Below are 19,462 nucleotides of genomic sequence, written 5' to 3'. Positions count from 1 at the left end.
TGCGTGCTACAGCTTGGTCAAGCCCTCACTGTCGCCTTTGTGCGCAAAAGTGTTTCAGGGTTTGTCTCAGCTTGCCAAGTCAATGGAAGCGCTATACTTTTTAACATCACCCACAGGGTTCATGTCTTTAATGGGTCGATGCTTCTGTTCGGTATAGTTTTACGCCACATTGCCGATAGCATTGATAGATGCCTCGACATTCATTGATATCAGCGATTTATTAACACAAGGTTAGGAAACTATGATGTCCTATCCGGCCATTCCGCATTTTGTCAAAGCGATGGGCCACCGCGTGGTGAGCTACATTCTCAACGTTACGGAAGCGGAAGGCCGCTTAATTTTGATGCAAAAACTGGGGTTGAGCCGGATACAACGCGACACACTTAATCAATATATTGAGTTATGTCGCCAGCTGCGTGTGTCTGCGGTGGAACAGGGAGAGAGTGAGCAATCTTTCTTCTATCGGTTGCCGCACGTGATGCAAAATGGCCGCCACGTCTTTAATGTTTGGCGAGCGCAACAGGGCGGTGAGCTGGCGACGCTCGTTAATAGTTCAGACCCGTTAACCAGTGCTTTTTGCCAACTGGCGGGCGAACTCTATCCGCTATTTCTTATTAAAGCCGGACAACGGCCGCATCTTTTCTACCGAGGTGCCGGTTATCTCACCGCAGCCATTGAGCAATTCCCGGTCAGTAAACAAGTACAAAAACGCATGGCAGCCGATCCGGCGCTATCTCGGTTATTTACTACAACGGGAAAAGAGCCGCAGCAAACCTGTGGTGACTATAAGGATGCCAGTGGTCACCGTGGTGTGGTCAGCTTAGCCAGTTTGCCTGTATCGATTTTGGTTAATAGCTATGATTTGATGCGCATTCGCGGAGTGGTTAGCCCTGACACGTTCGTGGAAACGGTGCAAGAAATGCTAGAAATGGCACGCAGCTTAGCTGATGGTGAAGTTGCTCATATTCCGATGTTTGTTGGATTTCGTAATGCGGCACTCACCAATTTGGCTGAATTGGATACCAAGTGGGGGAGTGTCCGTCGCTACACCCCGGGTATTGCTGAGTATGTGTTGCAAGCCGCGGGGTTAATGGCCAAACGTCGCGATAACGGTTTTATGTTGGAATCTGGCTACGCTTTTGCGATCAACTTTGGTGATTTTCTTGAAGACGATGATTGGCCAGAGGACGTCTTAGAAGCTAAAAATGAGCAACAAACCACTGAGCTCAACATTGTGTTGTGTATGGCGCTTTGTTACCTCGGAGAACACAAAGCCTTCGTTGCTCCGGAGTGGGTTTGGCGCATTGATCCATTCTCGCTTGATAACCGGCGCCAAGACTTTGGTTCAGTGGCAGAAACGGACGATCCTGTGGCGATCAGTGAGGCAGATTTAGTTGATATTGAGCGCTGGAGTATGCTGGTCGATGATACGGACTCGAGCGGTATTCGCTTGGCGATGTCTCGTCTCTACGCTGCCGCAAAACAGCCAGACACGCAAGATGCGCTAGTGGATGTCATCATTGCGCTGAGAAATATTTTTGCGGCCAGCGAGGATATTATTCCCATCAAAGGGGCGATCAGCCGCCTGGTTAAACAAGACGTCGATGTGAGCATGATTGATGAACTCGCACAAGATTGGCGCGCCTTGCTCTCTGGCGAGTTTGACGCCCCTCCTGAAATTGTTAGTGAAAAAGTGTACGCCTGTGTTCAGCTTTGCTTAACGTGTTTGCATCATTTCTATTTGACTGCCCCCGAACTGATTAGTCGCGCCGATCGTCTTACCTATTTGTGTCAGGAACAAAGCTAGTCCGCTGACGTGAAAAGAATCATTAGATTTTGACTGGTTTGCCCTCATTCCTCGCGATATTGGTTTATGCTTACAGTGTTTACCCAGCCATACTCTCAGTAAAGATGTAGGAAAGGAGAGGCTTTTGACCACACAAATTCTGATCACTGACGACTCTGCGCTCGCGCGTAAGCAATTAGCGCGAACCTTACCCAACGATTTGGATGCCGATGTACACTTTGCTGAAAATGGCAACGTGGCGTTGGACGTTTTAAGTAGTCAGTCGATCGACATCATGTTCCTAGACCTCACTATGCCCGAACTTGATGGATACCAAACGCTCGAAGCAATGCAAGAGGCTGGCATGACGGTACCCGTGGTGGTGGTATCTGGTGACATCCAACCGCTTGCCCAGCAGCAGGTCTTAGAGCGTGGCGCCAAAGACTTTGTTAAAAAGCCCATCAGTCGTGAGCGCGTCGATGCATTGATCAAGGCGTATTTACCTACTGCTTCTGCGTCAGAGACCGAGCGTTCACACGCGCCCAAAGAAAAACTCAGTCGCCGAGACATTTACATGGAAGTGGTGAACATTGCGATGGGGCAGGCAGCAGATAAACTTGCCCGACATTGCGGGGTGTTTGTGCACATGCCACTGCCACAGGTCAATGTGTTTGAAGTGACAGAGTTGACCATGACTATCCGGCACTTGGCCCAATCAAATACCATGAACGGTGTGTGTCAGGGTTTTAGTGGGGAAGGGATCGCTGGCGAAGCGCTGATGCTGATTAGTGATTCCAGTATTACCGAGATGGTGAAATTGTTGGACTATCCCGAGGATGGGTCGGTCGACAACGAGCTCGAATTGCTGGTCGATATTAGCAATATTCTGATTAGTGCCTTTTTAAAGGGCTTAGGCGATCAAGGCGCGTTAGAGTTTTCGCAAAGCTATCCGGCGCTCTTGGGTCAGCACGCTGAAGTGGATCAGTTGATTGCCGCGATGAAAGGGTCATGGAAACGTACAGTGACCATTGAAGTCAGTTATCAAATTGATGGGACAGATATAAAATGCGATTTGTTACTATTGCTACTGGATGAGTCTTTGCCGCTGCTCGATGCGAAGTTGGCCTACCTAATGGATGAGGAGTAATGCGATGAGCACAGAAGATTTTGACCAATTCCATTGGATGCTCGACATGGTACAGCACATCGACATGGGATTGATTGTGTTAGACAGAGATTTCCACATTCAAATGTGGAATGGCTTTATGGTTCACCATAGCGGTAAACACGCTAAAGATGTGCAAAACCGCTCGTTATTCGAGGTGTTTCCGGAGATCAATGAGCCTTGGTTTCGTGCCAAGTCCCAACCCGTGTTCGATCTCCGTTGTCGCAGTTTTATTGTCTGGCAGCAACGCCCGTATTTGTTCCGTTGTCGTCATGTTCGCCCGATCACCGGTCAGCTCCCCTTTATGTATCAAAACGTCACCATGCACCCAATGGCGAATACGCGCGGGGAGGTCAATCACATGTTTATCTCCATCCAGGATGTGACTAATGAGGCGTTGGCGAGCCAAACGCCGCGTGCCACCGCATCATCACAACAAGCCGCGCAAAAATAAGCCTCTCAAAATAGCCAACCGTGAGTATCTAGAGTGATTGTTTCCCGCGGTTGTTACTCGTGGTTGCATGATTATCAGGGTCACAGACGGCATAAGTGCCGCCTTTTAGCGATTTCTTCGCATAATACATGGCGGCATCTGAGCAATTGAGCAGCTGTTCGACCGATTCTCCATGATCTGGATAGCAAGCGATGCCGATGCTGGCGGAAAGGTGTGCGTGTTGCTGGTCATCTATTGCAAATGGCTGATTGAGACTCGAGATAATTTTCTCAGCGACGCGTGCTGCGTCTTCTGAGTGGCTGGTATACTCTAAAATCACCGCGAATTCGTCGCCGCCCAGGCGAGCGAGGGTGTCTGAGTTACGGATGCTTTGGCCCATCCGCTTAGTCGTTTCCACTAACACACTGTCTCCAGCGTCATGGCCATAGGTATCGTTTATTTTCTTAAAGCCGTCGAGGTCGATAAACAGTAGGGCAAAATGTGCGCCTTGCTGACGTGCTTGCGCCAGCACAATATCCGCACGCTGATTAAAGGAAACGCGGTTAAGCGCGCCTGTCAGGGTGTCGGTATGCGCCATATGCTCAAACTGAAGGTAAAGCCGCTTGGTTTCGTTGATATCTTGGTGCGTGCCCGCCATGCGAATTGGGTTTTGGTCGCGATCCCACTCCATGATTTTACCCTTGGCCAAGATCCAAACCCAAAACCCATCTTTATGTAGCATGCGAAATTCACATTCATAAAAAGGATTGGAGTCGTTAAAGGCGGCATCAATTTCTTTAGACGCGTGCGCAAAGTCTTCGCTATGGCAAAGCTTTTTCCAGGTTTCAAATGAGGCAGGTATCAGCTCGTGTTTTTGATACCCTAAAATTTCTGCCCAGCGCTCGTTGATAACCAGTTCTCCGCTAGGAATATGCCACTCCCAAGTGCCGACATGGGTGCCGCGGATTATTTCATCTAGGCGTTTACGCTCCAATTGCAGCTCATATTCGGTACGTCGTGATTTAGTGAGAACAAACCACATTGTCGCGAGCCCTGCACCGAGCACAATGATAATCAAGGATGTAATAATCAGTTGGTGATTTTTTTGCGTGGCGATTTGCTCGGTCTGTTGTGCCACCATTTGCTCGAGCCGGTTTTGATAGTGCCACAGTGATGCCTGTGTGGCTCGATAATCACTGATATCGGTGATAATTGAAAAAAGGGTTGGTTCATCGCGGTAGATAATGGGTATCGAGGATACCCTTACGGTTTTGGTCGTGCCGTCCGATAATATATGGCTAAAAACGAAATAGTTTCGATCCTCTAATGCCGCCAGCTTACGTTCTTCAGCGACGGCATCAGGGGGCAGGGCATTAATGCTGGCGATATTCATTTGGGTCAGCGTCTGCCGTGAATAGCCGTAAAAGTCACTAGCTGCTGGGTTGGCGGCTTTGATTTCACCGGTATCTGGGTCAAGGAGAAGCATGACTAGTGCATGTTCTTCAAATAGCTGTTCGAAAAGATCGTTTGACTCTTGTGTCGTTGCGAACGCAAACGGCACCTGCAGTATAAAAAAAAATAAGATGAAAAACGGCTTCATCACGCGTGTCGTCACTCGTCCCCAATCAAAACTTAAGCGTAACATATAGGTGAAGTTTTTGTGTGACGGCGACGAGCTGTTCTCACGCGACGACGCTTTGTCCTTGTTTGTATGAAGGCTTTGTGATGATGCTCACTATGTTATTTAAATGTTTTTACTCTGTTTCTGTGATGGCGGTCGAGGGCACGACGACGTCAAGCGATGGGGCACGTTAGGCAGTTGATTGACACCTGTTTGTAACGCAATAATACGCGTATCGGGTGATGGATGGGTTGAAAGCAACTCCGGCGGCGCGCCTTTGGACGCTTTTGCCATATTTTGCCACAAGGTAACGCTGGCGCTTGGGTCAAATCCTGCTTGATGCATTAGCTGCAGACCAATCTTGTCGGATTCTGATTCTTGAGCGCGGTTGTAAGGAAGCAGTATCCCCACTTGGACGCCAAGCCCAAGCCCTGCGAGGGCGATATCGCCATAGGGGTTATCAGAAAGAGTGATGCCGGTGATGGTCAGCCCTAAAGCCGTGAGCTGTGAGCGGGATAAGCGCTCATTACTGTGATCGGCGAGGACGTGCCCAATTTCGTGACCGATCACCGCAGCCAATTGATCGGGCGTTTGTGCCACATCGAGCAGTCCGGTATAAACGCCGATTTTGCCGCCGGGAAGCGCAAAGGCGTTGACTTGATCACTGTCGAATACCACCACTTCCCATTCTGAGACGTCAGCTTGTGGGGGAACCACTTTTAAAATCGCGTGAGTGACGCATTGAACGTAGGCGTTGATGGCTTTGTCGTCGCTGATAGGTTGTGACTGTTTCATCTCTTCAAACGAGCGTTGTCCGAGGTTCGCCATCTCATCACCGGAAAAGAGCAACAGCTGGTTTCGTCCCGTCGGTGAGTGAGAGCATGATGAGAGGGTAGCCGTCATACACAAGGACAGAATGACTGTTTTAACAGTGCGTAGCATGGTCATTTCCTGTATCGTTTTGCGCCACAGTCGCAGTGAATATAAGCAAAGATATCAGAGTGCTAATGTACTGGCTTCTTGGCTTAACGTCTACTGGTGCGAGCAGGCAGCGTTAGGCGCGGTGTGATCGTCACTGTTTCGTGTAGCGACTTTCTTTCCATCGGGACAAGTAGCAATGGGTGAGAGTATTGTGAGTATTTGGAAAAAAGATATGTCATTAGTGGGGTTAAATGCCTCTTCAGCCAATACATTGGTCGCGCATTTGGGTATTGAATACACCGCATTTGACGATAACAGCTTAACGGGCACCATGCCGGTTGCCCCGCATACTCATCAGCCGCTTGGCATGCTCCATGGTGGGGCGTCAGTTGTACTTGCTGAAACACTGGGCTCCTTGGCGGCAAACATGTGTGTACCAGAAGGAAAATATTGCGTTGGGTTAGACATCAATGCAAATCACCTGCGTGCGATGCGAGAAGGCACGGTCACCGGTGTGGCAAGCCCTATACATCTCGGAGCGACAACACAGGTGTGGAATATCACCATCCAAGATGAACGAGGCCGGGATGTGTGCGTGAGCCGACTTACGATGGCGGTGCTCAGCGATAAACGCGCCGATAAGTCTTTGGAGGAACGCGCTTAATGGTGGTTGATATCGAGCAGGGCAAGTTGATCGTGACCGCCCATGAGGTGGTGATCAAATTGCCCGCAATGAAATTGAGCATGCAGGTTCAATCTGACTCGCTACAGATTATCGCCGACGCCAATGTGCTGGTGGCTGATGCCGGTGACGTGCGTTGGTCACTGCCGTTAAGTGCACAGCATATCGCGCTGATCTCAGATATTACGGGTATCCAACCGCAATAAGCTGACTGAAACGAACAGACAGTATCGTCCTGTGTAGGTCGCGAGAAAGATGCACCGTGCAAGTGTTAATCATCACTTGCACGGTGGGTGGCGGACTGGGCGCGCGGTTAACTGTGCGACGCACTGATTTCGTAGCTGGTAAACTTACGCACGTTGATCACGCCTGTATCAAATATCAGATACTGACCTTTAATGCCTTGCAACACTCCACCCACTTCCGGATTTTTATCAAAATTGTGTGAGTTTATCTTGGTAGGGTGTTCAGTGACAGGGTAACTAAAGCTCAGGGCGTCCAGCTCGGCAGGCAAAACAGCATCGCTACCATACTGTAGGCGAATATCAGCGAGCTCTGACTCAATGGCTTGGGTCAGACGCGTCGCTTCAGCGTGGAGATCAAGCTGACCATTATCGCCTTTTAAAAGAGCACGCCAATTGGTTTTATCCGCCACATGTTGTGCGATTGCCACTTCAACTAATCCTGATATGTGGCGAGTCTTAACCCGAAACAAAGGGAGAGCTTGCGTCGCCCCTTGATCATGCCAACGTGTTGGCATTTGGTTGGCGCGAGTAATGCCTACTTTCAATCCCGATGTGTTGGCAAGATAAACAATATGATCGGTCATACAAAATTGTTCTCCCCACTCGGGCTCGCGACAGGTTCCTTGCGCATAGTGGCAGGTTTCCGGCTTCATTATGCACATATCGCAGCGCGCGAGTTTTTTCATGCAAGGGTAGCAGTGACCTTGCGAATAGCTTTTCTTGGTTTTTCGCCCACAGGCATCGCAAAAGATATTGCCAGTGTGGGTCAGGGTTAGTGTTTGTCCAAGAAGAGGGTTGAGATGCAGCTCTTCGTCACCGACACGCAGAAAGTATTGTACCTCTGCGCCGGCTTCTGTGCGCATCTTATCTAAGGTTCCAATCACGGCATTGCTCATTCTAGTTTTATTAAGAGCGGCAAGTGTAGCAAATGGGAGAGAGCGGAGTAAGGCAGAGAGGAAAACAGGCAAGCGACAACCTGCCTGTTACAGAACGAGATTAGCCTAGACGCGCTTCTATGCTTTTTTGTGTGTCAGTGGTGCGTTCACGGTATAGGGTTACCGATACGACGAGAAGATCGTTTTTAGTGTCTTCGCTAACCTGATCAATCACGAAATAATCCGCTTGTTCTTTTTGCACCCCGCGCTCGGCTAAGCGCAAAACATCTTCTTGAATATCACCTTGTATCTCCACGTTGGTAGTTTCTTCAAAGTCGCCAAAATCGAGTGTGGATTTGGCGATAAGTTCAGGCGCGGCAGAGGCGTGGAATGATAAAAAAGAAAGAACAAATAGCGCAGTAGAAAGACGTTTTTTCATAGTGCATCAGGTATGTGGGTGAATGTACTAACAACCTACTACGGCACGAGAGTGTGGTTGTCAGCGTGATGTTAGAAACGCAGCATCGATGCCTATCGTGTGGCGTCCTCGATGTCGTCGCTGAATACGTCATTGTGACACAGCGCATCTGGCTGAGGATGTGCGCCTGTATCGCCGAGGTAATCTGCTAATAAATCGTCATCGGTTGGGATCACTTGATGTTGTAAAATATCCATTTTTTCTCCTAGGGTAATCTGAAACGCCCTTATGAGATAGGAGGCTAACGACCCTTTCTGTCATCACCATGACAGTACGCTAGCCTCTCGCAATCTTTTGGGTAGGTCAATCGCTTTTAGCGCTCATTGGCTTTAAAGGTCGTCACTACCGGGCAGTGATCGCTCAGTCGATAATTCATCACCTTGTGATAAGCAAAATGGTGTTGATAACTATATTGCCACTGAGATGCCAAGTATTCAGACACCAAAATATGATCGACCAAACGGCTATACATCACTTGATTCCACGTCTGGGTGCGCCAGTTATAGCGCCTCGCTTTGCACCGTGCACGCACACTTTGAGTGACATTAACAATATCTGTTGGGGTGGAGGTATTTTCAAGGAGGGTTTGGCGAAATTGTTGCCAATAGGGATCCTGTTTGTCACTGATATAGCGATTGAAGTCGCCAGCAATGAGGATGTTTTTATCACCATGTTCACGCACCCAATCGGCTAACACACTGAATTGCTTGCGTAGCTTTGCGCAGCTTCGTGAGGCTTGAGCTTGCTTAAAACAGCCGGACTTAAGATGCACCGACAGCATATGAACCGGTTCTTGACCCGGCGGTGTGACCACAACATAGGTGCCATACCGCAGCGATGGAACACCAAAAAAGCCCGGTAGTGCGATTTGACGCAGATCCTTGGGATCTTCCACCTTCCAACCTTTGCGTACGGCAATCCCGGTGAGTTGCTGGCTTTGGGCTCGTGCTTTAAGTTCTGCATAGCGGTCGGAAAAATAGACCGTATAATCCTCTGTGGGAACGACACGTGCCAGCGCCTCAGGGCTATCAGCCTCTTGAAAAGCCAATACATCGGGGGCGAGTTGAACAAAGATCGACGAAAGCTGTTGATAATCATCTTGATGGCGAATGCCTGCACGCTGATCGTCTTTTAAGGTCAGCCACTCAAAATTCCATGTTGCCACTGTCAGTCCATAACTAGGGGCTGAAAATACCCCGACAAGCACGAGCAGACTTAAAACTCGAAGTACGATGGTGGATACCTCATTATTACGCGTTCCACTGTGATCCTACTGGAAATGTTACGCCTTCAGTGGAGCATTGTAGCAGTTTGCGGACAGTCTTTGATTTTAACTGATAACCATCACAACAAAGATCAGTCAGTTTGCGGCATAGATAGGCATTTAGTTCGCGTCGCGGTGGTTATTCGAGACTTCGATGATCTGTGTCAACACAATGGATCCCTTAATTGCTATCTAATGCCACATCTTGTGTTTTTAGTCTATTGTGTATCCTATATATGGTGTGGAGGGCATATGCCAGCGGTAATTAAGCGCGATGGAACACGCGTCCCATTTGATGCAGATCGAATCGTCCAGGCGGTGACTTGTGCGCGTGAGTCGGCGCAATCGATGCGTGATGCTGAGCAATGTCAACTGAGTGACAATGAGATTCGACAGTTAGCCGATACCATTGCGACACAGTTTACCGATGATGCCGAAGTGGATATCGATCATATCCAATATGCCGTTGAGGATGTACTGATGGCTGGGCCGCACAAAGCGGTGGCACGTGCCTATATTGAGTACCGTCATGATAGAGACATTGCTCGTGAGCGCCGTGGTCGCCTGAACCACGAAGTACAAGGGCTGGTAGGACAAACCAACACCGAGCTACTGCACGAAAACGCCAACAAAGACAGTAAAGTGATCCCGACGCAACGCGACTTGCTTGCGGGGATTGTGGCCAAACACTATGCCAAGCTACATATGCTGCCCAGTGCGGTGGTAAGAGCCCATGAGTCAGGTGAAATTCACTATCATGATTTGGACTATTCGCCTTTCTTCCCAATGTTTAACTGCATGCTGATTGATTTGGCGGGCATGTTGCAAAAAGGCTTTAAGATGGGTAATGCGGAAATTGCGCCGCCCAAATCTATCTCAACCGCGACCGCGGTGACCGCACAAATCATCGCACAAGTGGCCAGCCATATATACGGTGGCACCACGATTAACCGCATTGATGAAGTGCTGGCACCCTATGTGGAAGCCAGTTATCAAAAGCACTTGCTGGTCGCGCGTGAGTGGGCAATTAAGGAGCCCGAAGCGTATGCGCGTGCGCGCGCCGACAAAGAGTGTTTTGATGCCTTTCAATCGTTGGAGTATGAGGTTAACACCTTACATACCGCCAATGGGCAGACTCCTTTTGTGACCTTTGGCTTGGGCCTCGGTGAGTCCTGGGCGGCGCGTGCGGTGCAACGTGCTATTTTAGCCAACCGCATTGCGGGCCTGGGCGAAAATCGTAAAACAGCGGTATTCCCAAAACTCGTATTCTGTATCCGAGAGGGATTAAATCGGCAGCCCGATGACCCCAATTACGATATCAAGCAATTGGCGCTCGAATGCGCGTCTAAGCGTATGTACCCCGATATTCTTAACTATGACCAAGTGGTATCAGTCACGGGGTCTTTCAAAACACCAATGGGGTGTCGAAGTTTTTTAAGCGCCTATGAAGAAGACGGCGCACTGGTGCATGAAGGGCGAAACAATTTAGGGGTTGTTAGTGTAAACCTGCCGCGTTTGGCCATTGAAGCGGAAGGGGATGAAGAAGAATTCTATGCGCGTCTTGATGCGACACTAAATATAGCTCGCCAAGCACTTGATACCCGGATTGCTCGTTTTAAAGGGGTGAAAGCGCGCGTGGCGCCGATTCTTTATATGGAAGGCGCATGTGGTATTCGTTTGAAACCAGATGATGATGTCAGTGAGATTTTTAAACACGGGCGCGCGTCTATTTCGTTAGGCTATATTGGCTTACACGAGACCGTCAACGCGCTGTACGGCAACACGCCACACATCTATGACAGCGCGGTAAAACAGAAGAAAGCTAAGGCGATTGTTGCTTATCTACACGATGCTACTGAGTGTTGGAAAGATGAAACGGGTTACGGGTTTAGTTTGTACAGTACTCCAAGTGAAAACTTATGCAGCCGCTTTTGCCAACTCGATACACAAGCATTTGGCGTGATTGAGGGTGTGACGGACAAAGGCTATTACACCAACAGTTTTCATTTAGATGTAGAAAAGCAGGTCACCCCTTACGATAAAATTGACTTTGAGATGGATTACCCGCGCTTGGCCAACGGCGGCTTTATTTGCTACGGCGAATACCCAAACATGCAGCACAATATCGAAGCGCTCGAAAATGTCTGGGACTACAGCTACGATCGCGTGCCTTATTACGGAACCAACACGCCCATAGACGAGTGCTACGAGTGCGGGTTTACCGGCGAGTTTGATTGTACGAGCAAAGGCTTTACCTGTCCGGCTTGTGGCAATCATGATCCGGCACGTGTGTCGGTGACACGGCGGGTATGCGGTTATTTAGGAAGCCCAGATACGCGGCCTTTTAATCCGGGCAAACAACAAGAAGTGATTCGCCGTGTGAAGCACATGTAGGGGGAAGCGTGAATTATCACCAATACCTTCCCGTTGATGTGGTCAACGGGCCCGGCACACGTTGTACCTTGTTTGTATCGGGGTGTGAACATCAATGCCGTGGTTGTTACAACAAAGCCACCTGGCCGCTGAAGAGCGGCCATCCTTTCACCGATCTGATGCAAGAGCAGATTGTTCAAGACTTACTCGATTCTCGGATCCCGCGACGAGGGTTATCATTAAGCGGTGGTGAGCCGCTTCACCCTGCTAATCTTGACGACGTAAAAAAATTGTTACAAGAGGTGGTCAGCCGCGCGCCGAGCAAAGACATTTGGCTGTGGACAGGCTATACATTGGCAGAATTGTCGTCAAAACAGCGAGATGTTATTGCGTATGTCGATGTACTGATTGATGGAAAATATATCCAAGACGAAGCAGACCCCAACTTGGTGTGGCGTGGAAGTGCCAACCAATGCGTACACTTTCTGTCCGAGCGTGCGCGAAAAGGGCAAGAGAATCACTGTTGAGAGGTTGCCAATTTTCCCGCATGGGGTAGGGTATAGCGTATCTTGAGCATCCAAGCTTAAAAGGACGTAATACTATGTTAGATCTGCTCTCGCCTGCTCAGCAGGATCCGATTCTCTCCTTGTCATTGGCGTATCGTGACGATCCACGCGAGCATAAAATGGACTTGGGCATTGGCGTTTATCGTGACAGTCACGGTCAAACGCCGATCATGCAAGCGGTTAAAGCGGCGCAACAATCACTGGCACAAAACCAACAAACCAAAGCCTATGTTGGGCTGGCAGGTAATGAAAATTTCAACCAAGCCATGGTCGATCTTCTGCTCAAAGGGACAGATGCCTATGATCGCTGCGCTGCGGTACAAACACCAGGCGCAAGTGGTGCGCTGCGTATGCTGGCCGATTTGATGAACTTGGCTAAGCCGGTGACCACTGTGTGGCTGACTGATCCTAGCTATGTGAATCACAAACCTGTCATGGAAGCGGCAGGCCTGACGGTAAAATTCTATCCCTACTTTAATCGCGACACCAAAATGGTGGATACCGATGCGATGCTTAACGCCTTGTCACAGGCCGGTGCTGACGATGTGGTCTTGCTACACGGTTGTTGTCATAACCCAACCGGGGCAGATATCAGCCTGAAAGAATGGGAAGCGATTACCGAGCTTGCTAACCGTAATGGCTTTACACCGTTTGTTGATATTGCCTACCAGGGCTTCGGTGATGGGGTAGAGGAAGATGCGCGTGGTTTACGTATTCTTGCCGATAACGTTGAAGAGATGCTCATTGCCACGTCTTGCTCAAAGAGCTTTGGTCTCTATCGTGAGCGTACAGGGGCGGCGATTGTGGTGGGTAAGTCCGCCAAAGAAGCACAAAACGCAAAAGGTCGTATCCTTCAGCTTGCGCGAAGCACCTATACCATGCCGCCTGATCATGGTGCCGCGATTGTTGAAACCATCCTCACCGACGATGTCCTCACCAAACAGTGGCGTGATGAAATTGAAGCGATGAACACTCGGATCAATACATTACGTGAAGGGTTAACAGCAGCACTGCGCGACCGTACCGGCGATGGTTATTTTGACTTTATTCAGCACCACCGTGGTATGTTCTCTGTCCTCGGATTAACGGTTGATCAGGTGAATCAGCTACGAGACCGACATGGCGTGTACGCAGTGGGTGATAGCCGGATTAATATTGCTGGCTTGGCTGAGCGTCACATTGATAAACTGGCCGATGCGCTGGTGGATGTGACGCGCAACGGCTAACTGTCGTCGCGCGCGACGGGTCGAGACGGAAAAAAAAGGGGCATTGCGCCCCTTTTTTCATCCTTAATTTTTACATCACCGTTTGTTTTTGAGGTACCGCTTGCGGCGCGCCTCTTTTTTAGCGGCTTTTTCTTGCTCTCGGCGGGCGTTGTCTTCTTCAACCTGCACTAGCTCGGTTTCAATCATGTCCGGTTTCTCTAAAGTGAGGCCACCTAACGCACCGGCGCGTAAGTCGTGCAACAGCACTTCTGAGGCTTTATGCAAGTCAACCCGTCCACCCGCACGCAGACAACCGCGCTTGGCACCAATCGCTTCCATCAACTCAATATCTGTTTCGGGTAACGCATCAAGTTGATAGCGTTCTTTTAGCCGCTCGGGGTAGGCGCTAGCCAAGTATTCCACGGTATAAAAGGCGACTTCGTCATAATCCATTGCCGTGTCTTTCACGGCGCCGGTTGCCGCGAGGCGGAAGCCGCTGTGTGGGTTTTCTACCTTTGGCCACAAAATCCCCGGGGTATCGGAAAGCACCACGCCATTTTGCAGGTTGATCCGCTGTTGCTGGCGCGTCACCGCGGGTTGGTTGCCGGTTTTTGCAATCACTCGGCCGGCAAGGCTATTAATGATGGTGGACTTCCCGACGTTGGGGATCCCCATGATCATTGAGCGAATGTTTTTCCCCATGGTTTCGCGATGCGGAGCGAGAGCACGGCAGCGGTCCATAATTTGGTTCACTTCATGCTGGTGCGAAGTAGTGATTGCCATCGCTGATACGCCTTGCTCTTTTTCTAGGTGCGCCATCCACACCTCGGTCATCGCCGGATCGGCCAGATCGCGTTTATTTAGGACTTTGATCACCGGCTTTTCGCCACGCAGCGTGCGGATCAGGGGATTTTCGCTACTAAACGGAATACGCGCGTCGATCACTTCGATGATCACGTCGATCTTAGGGATGACTTCTTCGATCTCCTTGCGCGCTTTATGCATATGCCCAGGAAACCACTGGATCTTGTTGTTAACCATGTTTGTACAACCTTGCTGATGCTAATGCGCCAACACGATACCAGTCAGTGGCGCGATAATGGCGCGCATCATACCACTTAATCAGAGGGATGAGAAAAGCGAGGGCAGCCTTGAATAGTTACTTATCTTTCTTTCCCGTACTCAACTGCTTATCACACCATTTTTCAATAGAAGGTGCGTATAAGGTGAACAGGCCAATCATCATGGCGATGACGCAGATTACATAGATAGCTGTCATTGCAACCCTCCTTATTGGTTAACTTTAGTATACACCTTGTTTAGCCTTTCCTCGGCCTCAGGTGCCGAGGATTGCCGCTTTGTGGGTCAGGTTTATGAAGATGGTTTGGTATCTGTATCAAACTGCTTGATCAGGACCGAGGTGTCACAACGACCATAGCCGCGCGCTTGTAACTTGTTGTATTGTTGATCCACTTGCTCGGTTAAGGGAAGCCCCACGCCTAACTTGGTGGCTTCTTCTAAACAAAAGCCCAGATCTTTACGCATCCAATCAATCGCAAAGCCAAAGTCAAACCTGTCTTCCGCCATGGTCAAAGCACGATTTTCCATTTGCCAAGAGCCTGCGGCACCATGCTTAATGGCATTGATCATCTTTTCGATATCGAGATCAGCGGATTGCGCGAAGGTGAGTGCCTCGGATAAGCCTTGTAAGACACCGGCAATACATATTTGATTGGCCATTTTACAGCGCTGGCCACTGCCATGCGGGCCTATATGCTGGATGGCGCTGGCATAGACGTTCATTACTGGTTCAACGTCACTGAACACAGTCGGGTTGCCACCGACCATAATGGTGAGTGCGCCTTTTTCCGCACCGGCTTGGCCGCCTGAGACGGGGGCATCGAGAAAGCTCAGGCCTTGACGCTCGCATACTTGTGCCAACTCAAGGGCTAGCTCGGCAGAGGTGGTGGTGTGATCGACCAGCGTACTGCCTTTTTTCATATTGGCTAACACACCAATATCGCCATACACCACACTGCGTACGTCATCATCGTTTCCCACGCACATAAAGACGATATCAGCATCAGCCACAGCTTCGGCGGGCGTCATTCCATATGTGCCTGAATAGGTGTCGCACCACGCTTCGGCTTTGCGGGTGGTGCGGTTATAGACGCGAGTTGGGTAGCCGTGGCGTTGAAGGTGCCCGGCCATTGGAAAGCCCATCACGCCTAGGCCAATAAAGGCTACCTTGGTATTGTTGAGTTGCATGGTTATCTTGCTTCCTTGTCGTTAATTTGGGGTTAATTTATCAGAAACTTAACCTTTGTTGTATTTGTCGATGATAAGCTTGTATCATCTTCTTTTGTGTTGTGGCACGGATAATTATGACAGCACGACAACCTTTCTCGTTAACGATCGCGCATATTAACGACACCCACTCTCACTTTGAGTCCACCCCTGTCTCACTGAACCTGGACGACAAGGCGACACCGGTTTATGCCAATAGCGGCGGGTTCGCACGCATTGCATCTGCGGTATCACATTTTCGCGAGCAGGCTAAGCAGGATGATCATGCCTTCCTTTTTTTACATGCTGGGGATTGCTTTCAAGGGACTCTGTATTACTCACTATTCAAAGGTAAAGCGAATGCAGATTTGCTGAATCGACTCGGCATTGATGCGATGGCGATTGGTAATCACGAGCTTGACCAAGGGAATGGACCCGTGGCCGACTTTCTTGATGATATTCAATTCCCATTGCTTGCGGGTAATTGGCATGTGGCGGATGAATCAAAAGACAAGGATAAGCGCGTCAGTGATAAGCCTGCTTTACTGCCATACATTGCTCCGGAGGAGCGTGCGAGTACACTCATCAAAACCTATGCCGGGCACAAAGTGGGCATCTTTAGTTTGGCGGTCGAGCAAATGGCCGCATTGGCACACCCTGATCCCGATACCCCTTTCTTGCCGGCAACACGCATCGCCGAAAACACCGTGGCTTTTTTGCGTCAACAAGGCGTGAACACCATTATTTTGTTGAGTCATTTGGGTTATGACAAAGACAAGGAGTTAGCGGCTGCGGTCAAGGGGATTGATGTGATTGTGGGAGGCCATACCCATGTGTTGCAAGGCGATTTTCAAAACCTTGGTTTGGCGAAAGAAGATCCCTACGGCTATAAAGTCAACGATACCTGGATTGTGCAAGCGGGCTGCCATGCGCAAGCCATTGGACGGTTTACGTTATCTATTGATGAAAACGGTCGACCAGCTGCCTTTGATGGCCAAAACTACTTGTTGCTCGGTCGCAGCCTTGCGATGGATGCCTCGCGGGAGCAGCAATTGACCGAAGGCTCGTATCAAGCAGTGAGAGCCTATCTCAACCGACAAGACAATGTATTGATTTTACCCAGTGATCTCGCGTTGAAGCAGTATATACAGCGGACCTACCGTCCCCATGTGGCGCAACTAGAAAGTGACATTGTCACACATGTGCCGCAACGACTCCGTCATGTGCGTGTGCCTGACAGCGAGGGGGGCAGTGAAGTGGCCCCATTGGTGACAGAAAGCTTTCTGTGGGCCGCGCGTGAGCAAGGGATTGAAGCCGATTTTGCTATTCATAATGCAGGTGGCGTGAGAGTCAGTTTAAACGCCGGGCCACTCTCGGCCGCTTTAATTGCAGGCGCGTTGTTACCGTTTGCTATCGACGTGATCGCCTACCAGGTAACCGGCGCACAAATACGTTGTGCAATAGAAGGGGCGATCAATAATGCCACTGATAATGGTGTCATCGGCCTTGGCTCGGGCAGTTTTCCGTATTGCGCCGATATACGCTATCGCTACGAAGCGTGGCAGCCGATGGGCATGCGAGTAACGCAACTGGAGATAAAGCGCGGCAATCACTGGATAGCCATGGATGATGAGCGACAATACACGGGTGTGTCGTCATCTTATACCGCGCAAGGAAAAGAAGGGTACGATGCTATTCAAACCGGTGAACGTCGCTCTATTGGCCTTTCAATGGCAGAGTGCTTTATTCACTATGCACGTCAGCAGCCGGTTTTATCACTGCCCACAGCGCCTTTAGTGTGTTATCTCCCAACACCCGGTGAGATGAAAAACTGTTGGGGAGAATAACTTGGCCTACCCCTTGCTTATTGATAGTGAACTTGGTGTTGACGGCAGACAATTGCCGTTTAAGTTTTTGACAAGATTGTCGATACAAAGAGTGAACCTGAATTGTTCGACACACTATCGAAAGGTGAGGGGTTATGGAAAAACGTGACTGGTTTGATATCGGCTTGATCAGTTTTTGGTTGGTGGCTTGGGCATCGATTGTCTACTTTGTGCCGGTCATTTAACCCATTTACTGATCCGCGGATTGCGGGGGAACCTGTTTGAGCCGGGTTCCCCAACGCACTAACAACGGTTGTAAATAGATTGGCAGCTGTATCGCGCCGATTAATGGCAGAAATGCCGGCCCGAGCGCGGCACCGGCAACGGTGTACGTTAGCAGTACATTCCGATTGACCGCCGACACCGCGGCGATCATGCTCGCCTCCCGCCCCCGTTTGCGATATAGCCCATACGCAATGATGAAAAAAAGTATGCAAATTGCAACTGAAATGGCTAAAAGTTCTAACGCATAGCCAGAATCGTTTTGCCACATTGCCCCGAATGGACCGACCAGACCCAAAGGAAAACTGAATACCAGCACAATCGTAAACTGTGACAGTTTGCTGTGAATGCGTTTGAGTTTTTCTGGTTTGATCAGCGCGTGAAAAAGCGCGGCAAACAGCATGGGACCAAAAATGAAGATCACCAATCGCACGGCATAGCTTTGCAGATCCAGTGAAAATGAGTCACCGGATAGCACCGTGAGATTAATAAACAAGACCACGGGCATCAGCAACGTTGAAGCAATGGTATAGGCCATGGCGATGAGCGCATCCATCCCCAAAGAACGAATGATAGCTGGCGTTGCAAACAAAGACCCAGTGGCGCAAATTCCACTGATTGCAAGCAACAAAGGTGCAGACGCGCCGAGTAGCCACGCGAGAGAACAAGTGAGTACGGTAAGTAGCACTGAGTGAACCAATGCGTACACCCAGACCTGCCACTGAGCTAACGCTTTCACTAATAGGCCTTGATGAATGCCAAGTAGAGTAAACAGCATCAAGGCGAATAGTACATAAGGTAAAAACGGAAATAAGGCTAACGAGACGCTCGGAAAGGCAAAGCCAATCAATGCGGCAATAAAAAGACACAACGCTGAATGTTTGGCGAGAAACGCGAGCATGGTCAACACCTTGGTCACATGTGTAATCACGATGTTATCAGGTTTACACAACTAATCGAGTGAAAAATAGTCTTTTCAATGATTAATACACTGTGTCGTATAAAAAGTCAGACAGGATAAGGGAGCGAGCAGTGAATTCAAACAGACAAACTGAATTCATTGATGGTTTGTATGTCAGGTAAGTGATTAGCTTATTTTACTGCAACTTAACATAATGAATACGTGATAACCGGCAAGCACTTTAGATTAGAAAAACTAATCCACTGGTTTAATTTTCATCAGTTTAAATCTCGGGGCAGCACCTTATAATTTGCGGCGAGTGATTAAGACAACAAAGCGAGGATCTTATGACGACTGCAACGGTTAATATGCCCCGTTCTCGTCGATCTTACGCGGTAACAATCAAAGGACTGATCGCTCACGCCATGGATGTGCTGTTTACTCGCAGCACGCACGCTCCCGCTTATGATGCCAGTCGTTTACCGGCACATTTGCAGCGTGATATTGGTATAAACCGATAAGACGACTTAAAACGGATAGAACACGAAACGCC

The 19,462-nt window shown here is 49.4% G+C and carries 19 protein-coding genes; 10 read left to right on the top strand and 9 right to left on the bottom strand.

The features are described from left to right. Positions 1 to 241: 241 nt before the first annotated feature. The 3 genes from BZG74_RS10295 (at position 242) to BZG74_RS10285 (ending at position 3,405) form a co-directional block, all read left to right on the top strand. Entirely contained in the window at positions 242 to 1,807 is a 1,566-nt protein-coding gene (locus BZG74_RS10295) for a hypothetical protein (RefSeq protein ID WP_077772508.1), read from the top strand. A gap of 124 nt (positions 1,808 to 1,931) precedes the next feature. Then, positions 1,932 to 2,933, top strand: coding sequence for a response regulator (locus tag BZG74_RS10290; RefSeq protein ID WP_077772507.1), 1,002 nt, complete (start codon positions 1,932 to 1,934; stop codon positions 2,931 to 2,933). A gap of 4 nt (positions 2,934 to 2,937) precedes the next feature. Continuing rightward, positions 2,938 to 3,405 carry a PAS domain-containing protein gene (locus tag BZG74_RS10285; RefSeq protein ID WP_077772506.1) on the top strand — a complete coding sequence of 156 codons (468 nt, stop codon included), beginning with the start codon at positions 2,938 to 2,940 and terminating at the stop codon, positions 3,403 to 3,405. A 28-nt stretch (positions 3,406 to 3,433) separates the two neighbouring features. Here the strand turns inward: BZG74_RS10285 and BZG74_RS10280 are convergent, their stop codons facing one another. Both BZG74_RS10280 and BZG74_RS10275 read right to left on the bottom strand, forming a co-directional pair. Next, positions 3,434 to 4,984, bottom strand: a complete 1,551-nt coding sequence (locus BZG74_RS10280) for a diguanylate cyclase domain-containing protein (RefSeq protein ID WP_162274014.1) — start codon at positions 4,982 to 4,984, stop codon at positions 3,434 to 3,436. Positions 4,985 to 5,128: 144 nt separating this feature from the next. Further along, positions 5,129 to 5,947, bottom strand: coding sequence for a M48 family metallopeptidase (locus BZG74_RS10275; protein ID WP_101494695.1), 819 nt, complete (start codon positions 5,945 to 5,947; stop codon positions 5,129 to 5,131). Positions 5,948 to 6,137: 190 nt separating this feature from the next. Here BZG74_RS10275 and BZG74_RS10270 point away from each other — a divergent pair, with 190 nt between their 5' ends. Together BZG74_RS10270 and BZG74_RS10265 are read left to right on the top strand one after the other, a co-directional pair. After that, entirely contained in the window at positions 6,138 to 6,590 is a 453-nt protein-coding gene (locus BZG74_RS10270; protein WP_077772532.1) for a hotdog fold thioesterase, read from the top strand. After that, on the top strand, positions 6,590 to 6,814 hold the full coding sequence (locus BZG74_RS10265) for a DUF3389 family protein (RefSeq protein ID WP_077772503.1): 225 nt from the start codon (positions 6,590 to 6,592) through the stop codon (positions 6,812 to 6,814). The genes BZG74_RS10270 and BZG74_RS10265 overlap by 1 nt, the downstream gene beginning before the upstream one ends. A 107-nt stretch (positions 6,815 to 6,921) precedes the next feature. On the opposite strand, the gene BZG74_RS10260 is transcribed toward BZG74_RS10265, so the two are convergent. The 4 genes from BZG74_RS10260 to BZG74_RS10250 form a co-directional block, all read right to left on the bottom strand. Further along, positions 6,922 to 7,749 carry a DUF2797 domain-containing protein gene (locus BZG74_RS10260; RefSeq protein ID WP_077772502.1) on the bottom strand — a complete coding sequence of 276 codons (828 nt, stop codon included), beginning with the start codon at positions 7,747 to 7,749 and terminating at the stop codon, positions 6,922 to 6,924. A 100-nt stretch (positions 7,750 to 7,849) separates the two neighbouring features. Next, entirely contained in the window at positions 7,850 to 8,167 is a 318-nt protein-coding gene (locus BZG74_RS10255) for a hypothetical protein (RefSeq protein WP_077772501.1), read from the bottom strand. Positions 8,168 to 8,259: 92 nt separating this feature from the next. After that, entirely contained in the window at positions 8,260 to 8,403 is a 144-nt protein-coding gene (locus BZG74_RS15610; RefSeq protein ID WP_158020643.1) for a hypothetical protein, read from the bottom strand. 116 nt (positions 8,404 to 8,519) lie between these two features. Further along, the gene (locus BZG74_RS10250; protein ID WP_158020642.1) at positions 8,520 to 9,371 is read right to left on the bottom strand and encodes an endonuclease/exonuclease/phosphatase family protein; all 852 of its coding nucleotides are present in this window, start codon (positions 9,369 to 9,371) and stop codon (positions 8,520 to 8,522) included. Positions 9,372 to 9,722: 351 nt separating this feature from the next. Between BZG74_RS10250 and nrdD the strand changes: the two genes are divergently transcribed. The 3 genes from nrdD to BZG74_RS10235 all read left to right on the top strand — a co-directional run bounded on the left by nrdD (position 9,723) and on the right by BZG74_RS10235 (position 13,635). Then, positions 9,723 to 11,864 carry an anaerobic ribonucleoside-triphosphate reductase gene (nrdD, locus tag BZG74_RS10245; RefSeq protein WP_077772499.1) on the top strand — a complete coding sequence of 714 codons (2,142 nt, stop codon included), beginning with the start codon at positions 9,723 to 9,725 and terminating at the stop codon, positions 11,862 to 11,864. A gap of 8 nt (positions 11,865 to 11,872) precedes the next feature. Further along, positions 11,873 to 12,370, top strand: a complete 498-nt coding sequence (gene nrdG, locus BZG74_RS10240) for an anaerobic ribonucleoside-triphosphate reductase-activating protein (protein WP_077772498.1) — start codon at positions 11,873 to 11,875, stop codon at positions 12,368 to 12,370. A gap of 74 nt (positions 12,371 to 12,444) precedes the next feature. Continuing rightward, a complete protein-coding gene (locus BZG74_RS10235; RefSeq protein ID WP_077772497.1) occupies positions 12,445 to 13,635 on the top strand; it encodes an amino acid aminotransferase in 1,191 nt (396 codons plus the stop codon). 75 nt (positions 13,636 to 13,710) lie between these two features. On the opposite strand, the gene ylqF is transcribed toward BZG74_RS10235, so the two are convergent. Together ylqF and BZG74_RS10225 are read right to left on the bottom strand one after the other, a co-directional pair. Next, entirely contained in the window at positions 13,711 to 14,655 is a 945-nt protein-coding gene (ylqF, locus tag BZG74_RS10230) for a ribosome biogenesis GTPase YlqF (RefSeq protein WP_077772496.1), read from the bottom strand. Positions 14,656 to 14,985: 330 nt separating this feature from the next. Further along, positions 14,986 to 15,882: an NAD(P)-dependent oxidoreductase gene (locus tag BZG74_RS10225; RefSeq protein WP_077772495.1), complete on the bottom strand. Its 897-nt coding sequence runs from the start codon at positions 15,880 to 15,882 to the stop codon at positions 14,986 to 14,988. A 116-nt stretch (positions 15,883 to 15,998) separates the two neighbouring features. On the opposite strand from BZG74_RS10225, the gene BZG74_RS10220 reads away from it, so the two are divergent. Continuing rightward, on the top strand, positions 15,999 to 17,747 hold the full coding sequence (locus BZG74_RS10220; RefSeq protein ID WP_077772494.1) for a bifunctional metallophosphatase/5'-nucleotidase: 1,749 nt from the start codon (positions 15,999 to 16,001) through the stop codon (positions 17,745 to 17,747). A 229-nt stretch (positions 17,748 to 17,976) separates the two neighbouring features. On the opposite strand, the gene BZG74_RS10215 is transcribed toward BZG74_RS10220, so the two are convergent. Further along, positions 17,977 to 18,909: a hypothetical protein gene (locus BZG74_RS10215; RefSeq protein WP_201247378.1), complete on the bottom strand. Its 933-nt coding sequence runs from the start codon at positions 18,907 to 18,909 to the stop codon at positions 17,977 to 17,979. Between the two features lie 347 nt (positions 18,910 to 19,256). Here BZG74_RS10215 and BZG74_RS15705 point away from each other — a divergent pair, with 347 nt between their 5' ends. Further along, positions 19,257 to 19,430: a hypothetical protein gene (locus BZG74_RS15705; protein ID WP_167369488.1), complete on the top strand. Its 174-nt coding sequence runs from the start codon at positions 19,257 to 19,259 to the stop codon at positions 19,428 to 19,430. Positions 19,431 to 19,462 lie beyond the last annotated feature (32 nt).

Source organism: Salinivibrio sharmensis, assembly GCF_001995985.1.
GTDB classification, from domain to species: Bacteria; Pseudomonadota; Gammaproteobacteria; order Enterobacterales; family Vibrionaceae; genus Salinivibrio; species Salinivibrio sharmensis.
This window is presented reverse-complemented; position numbering and strand designations above follow the sequence as displayed.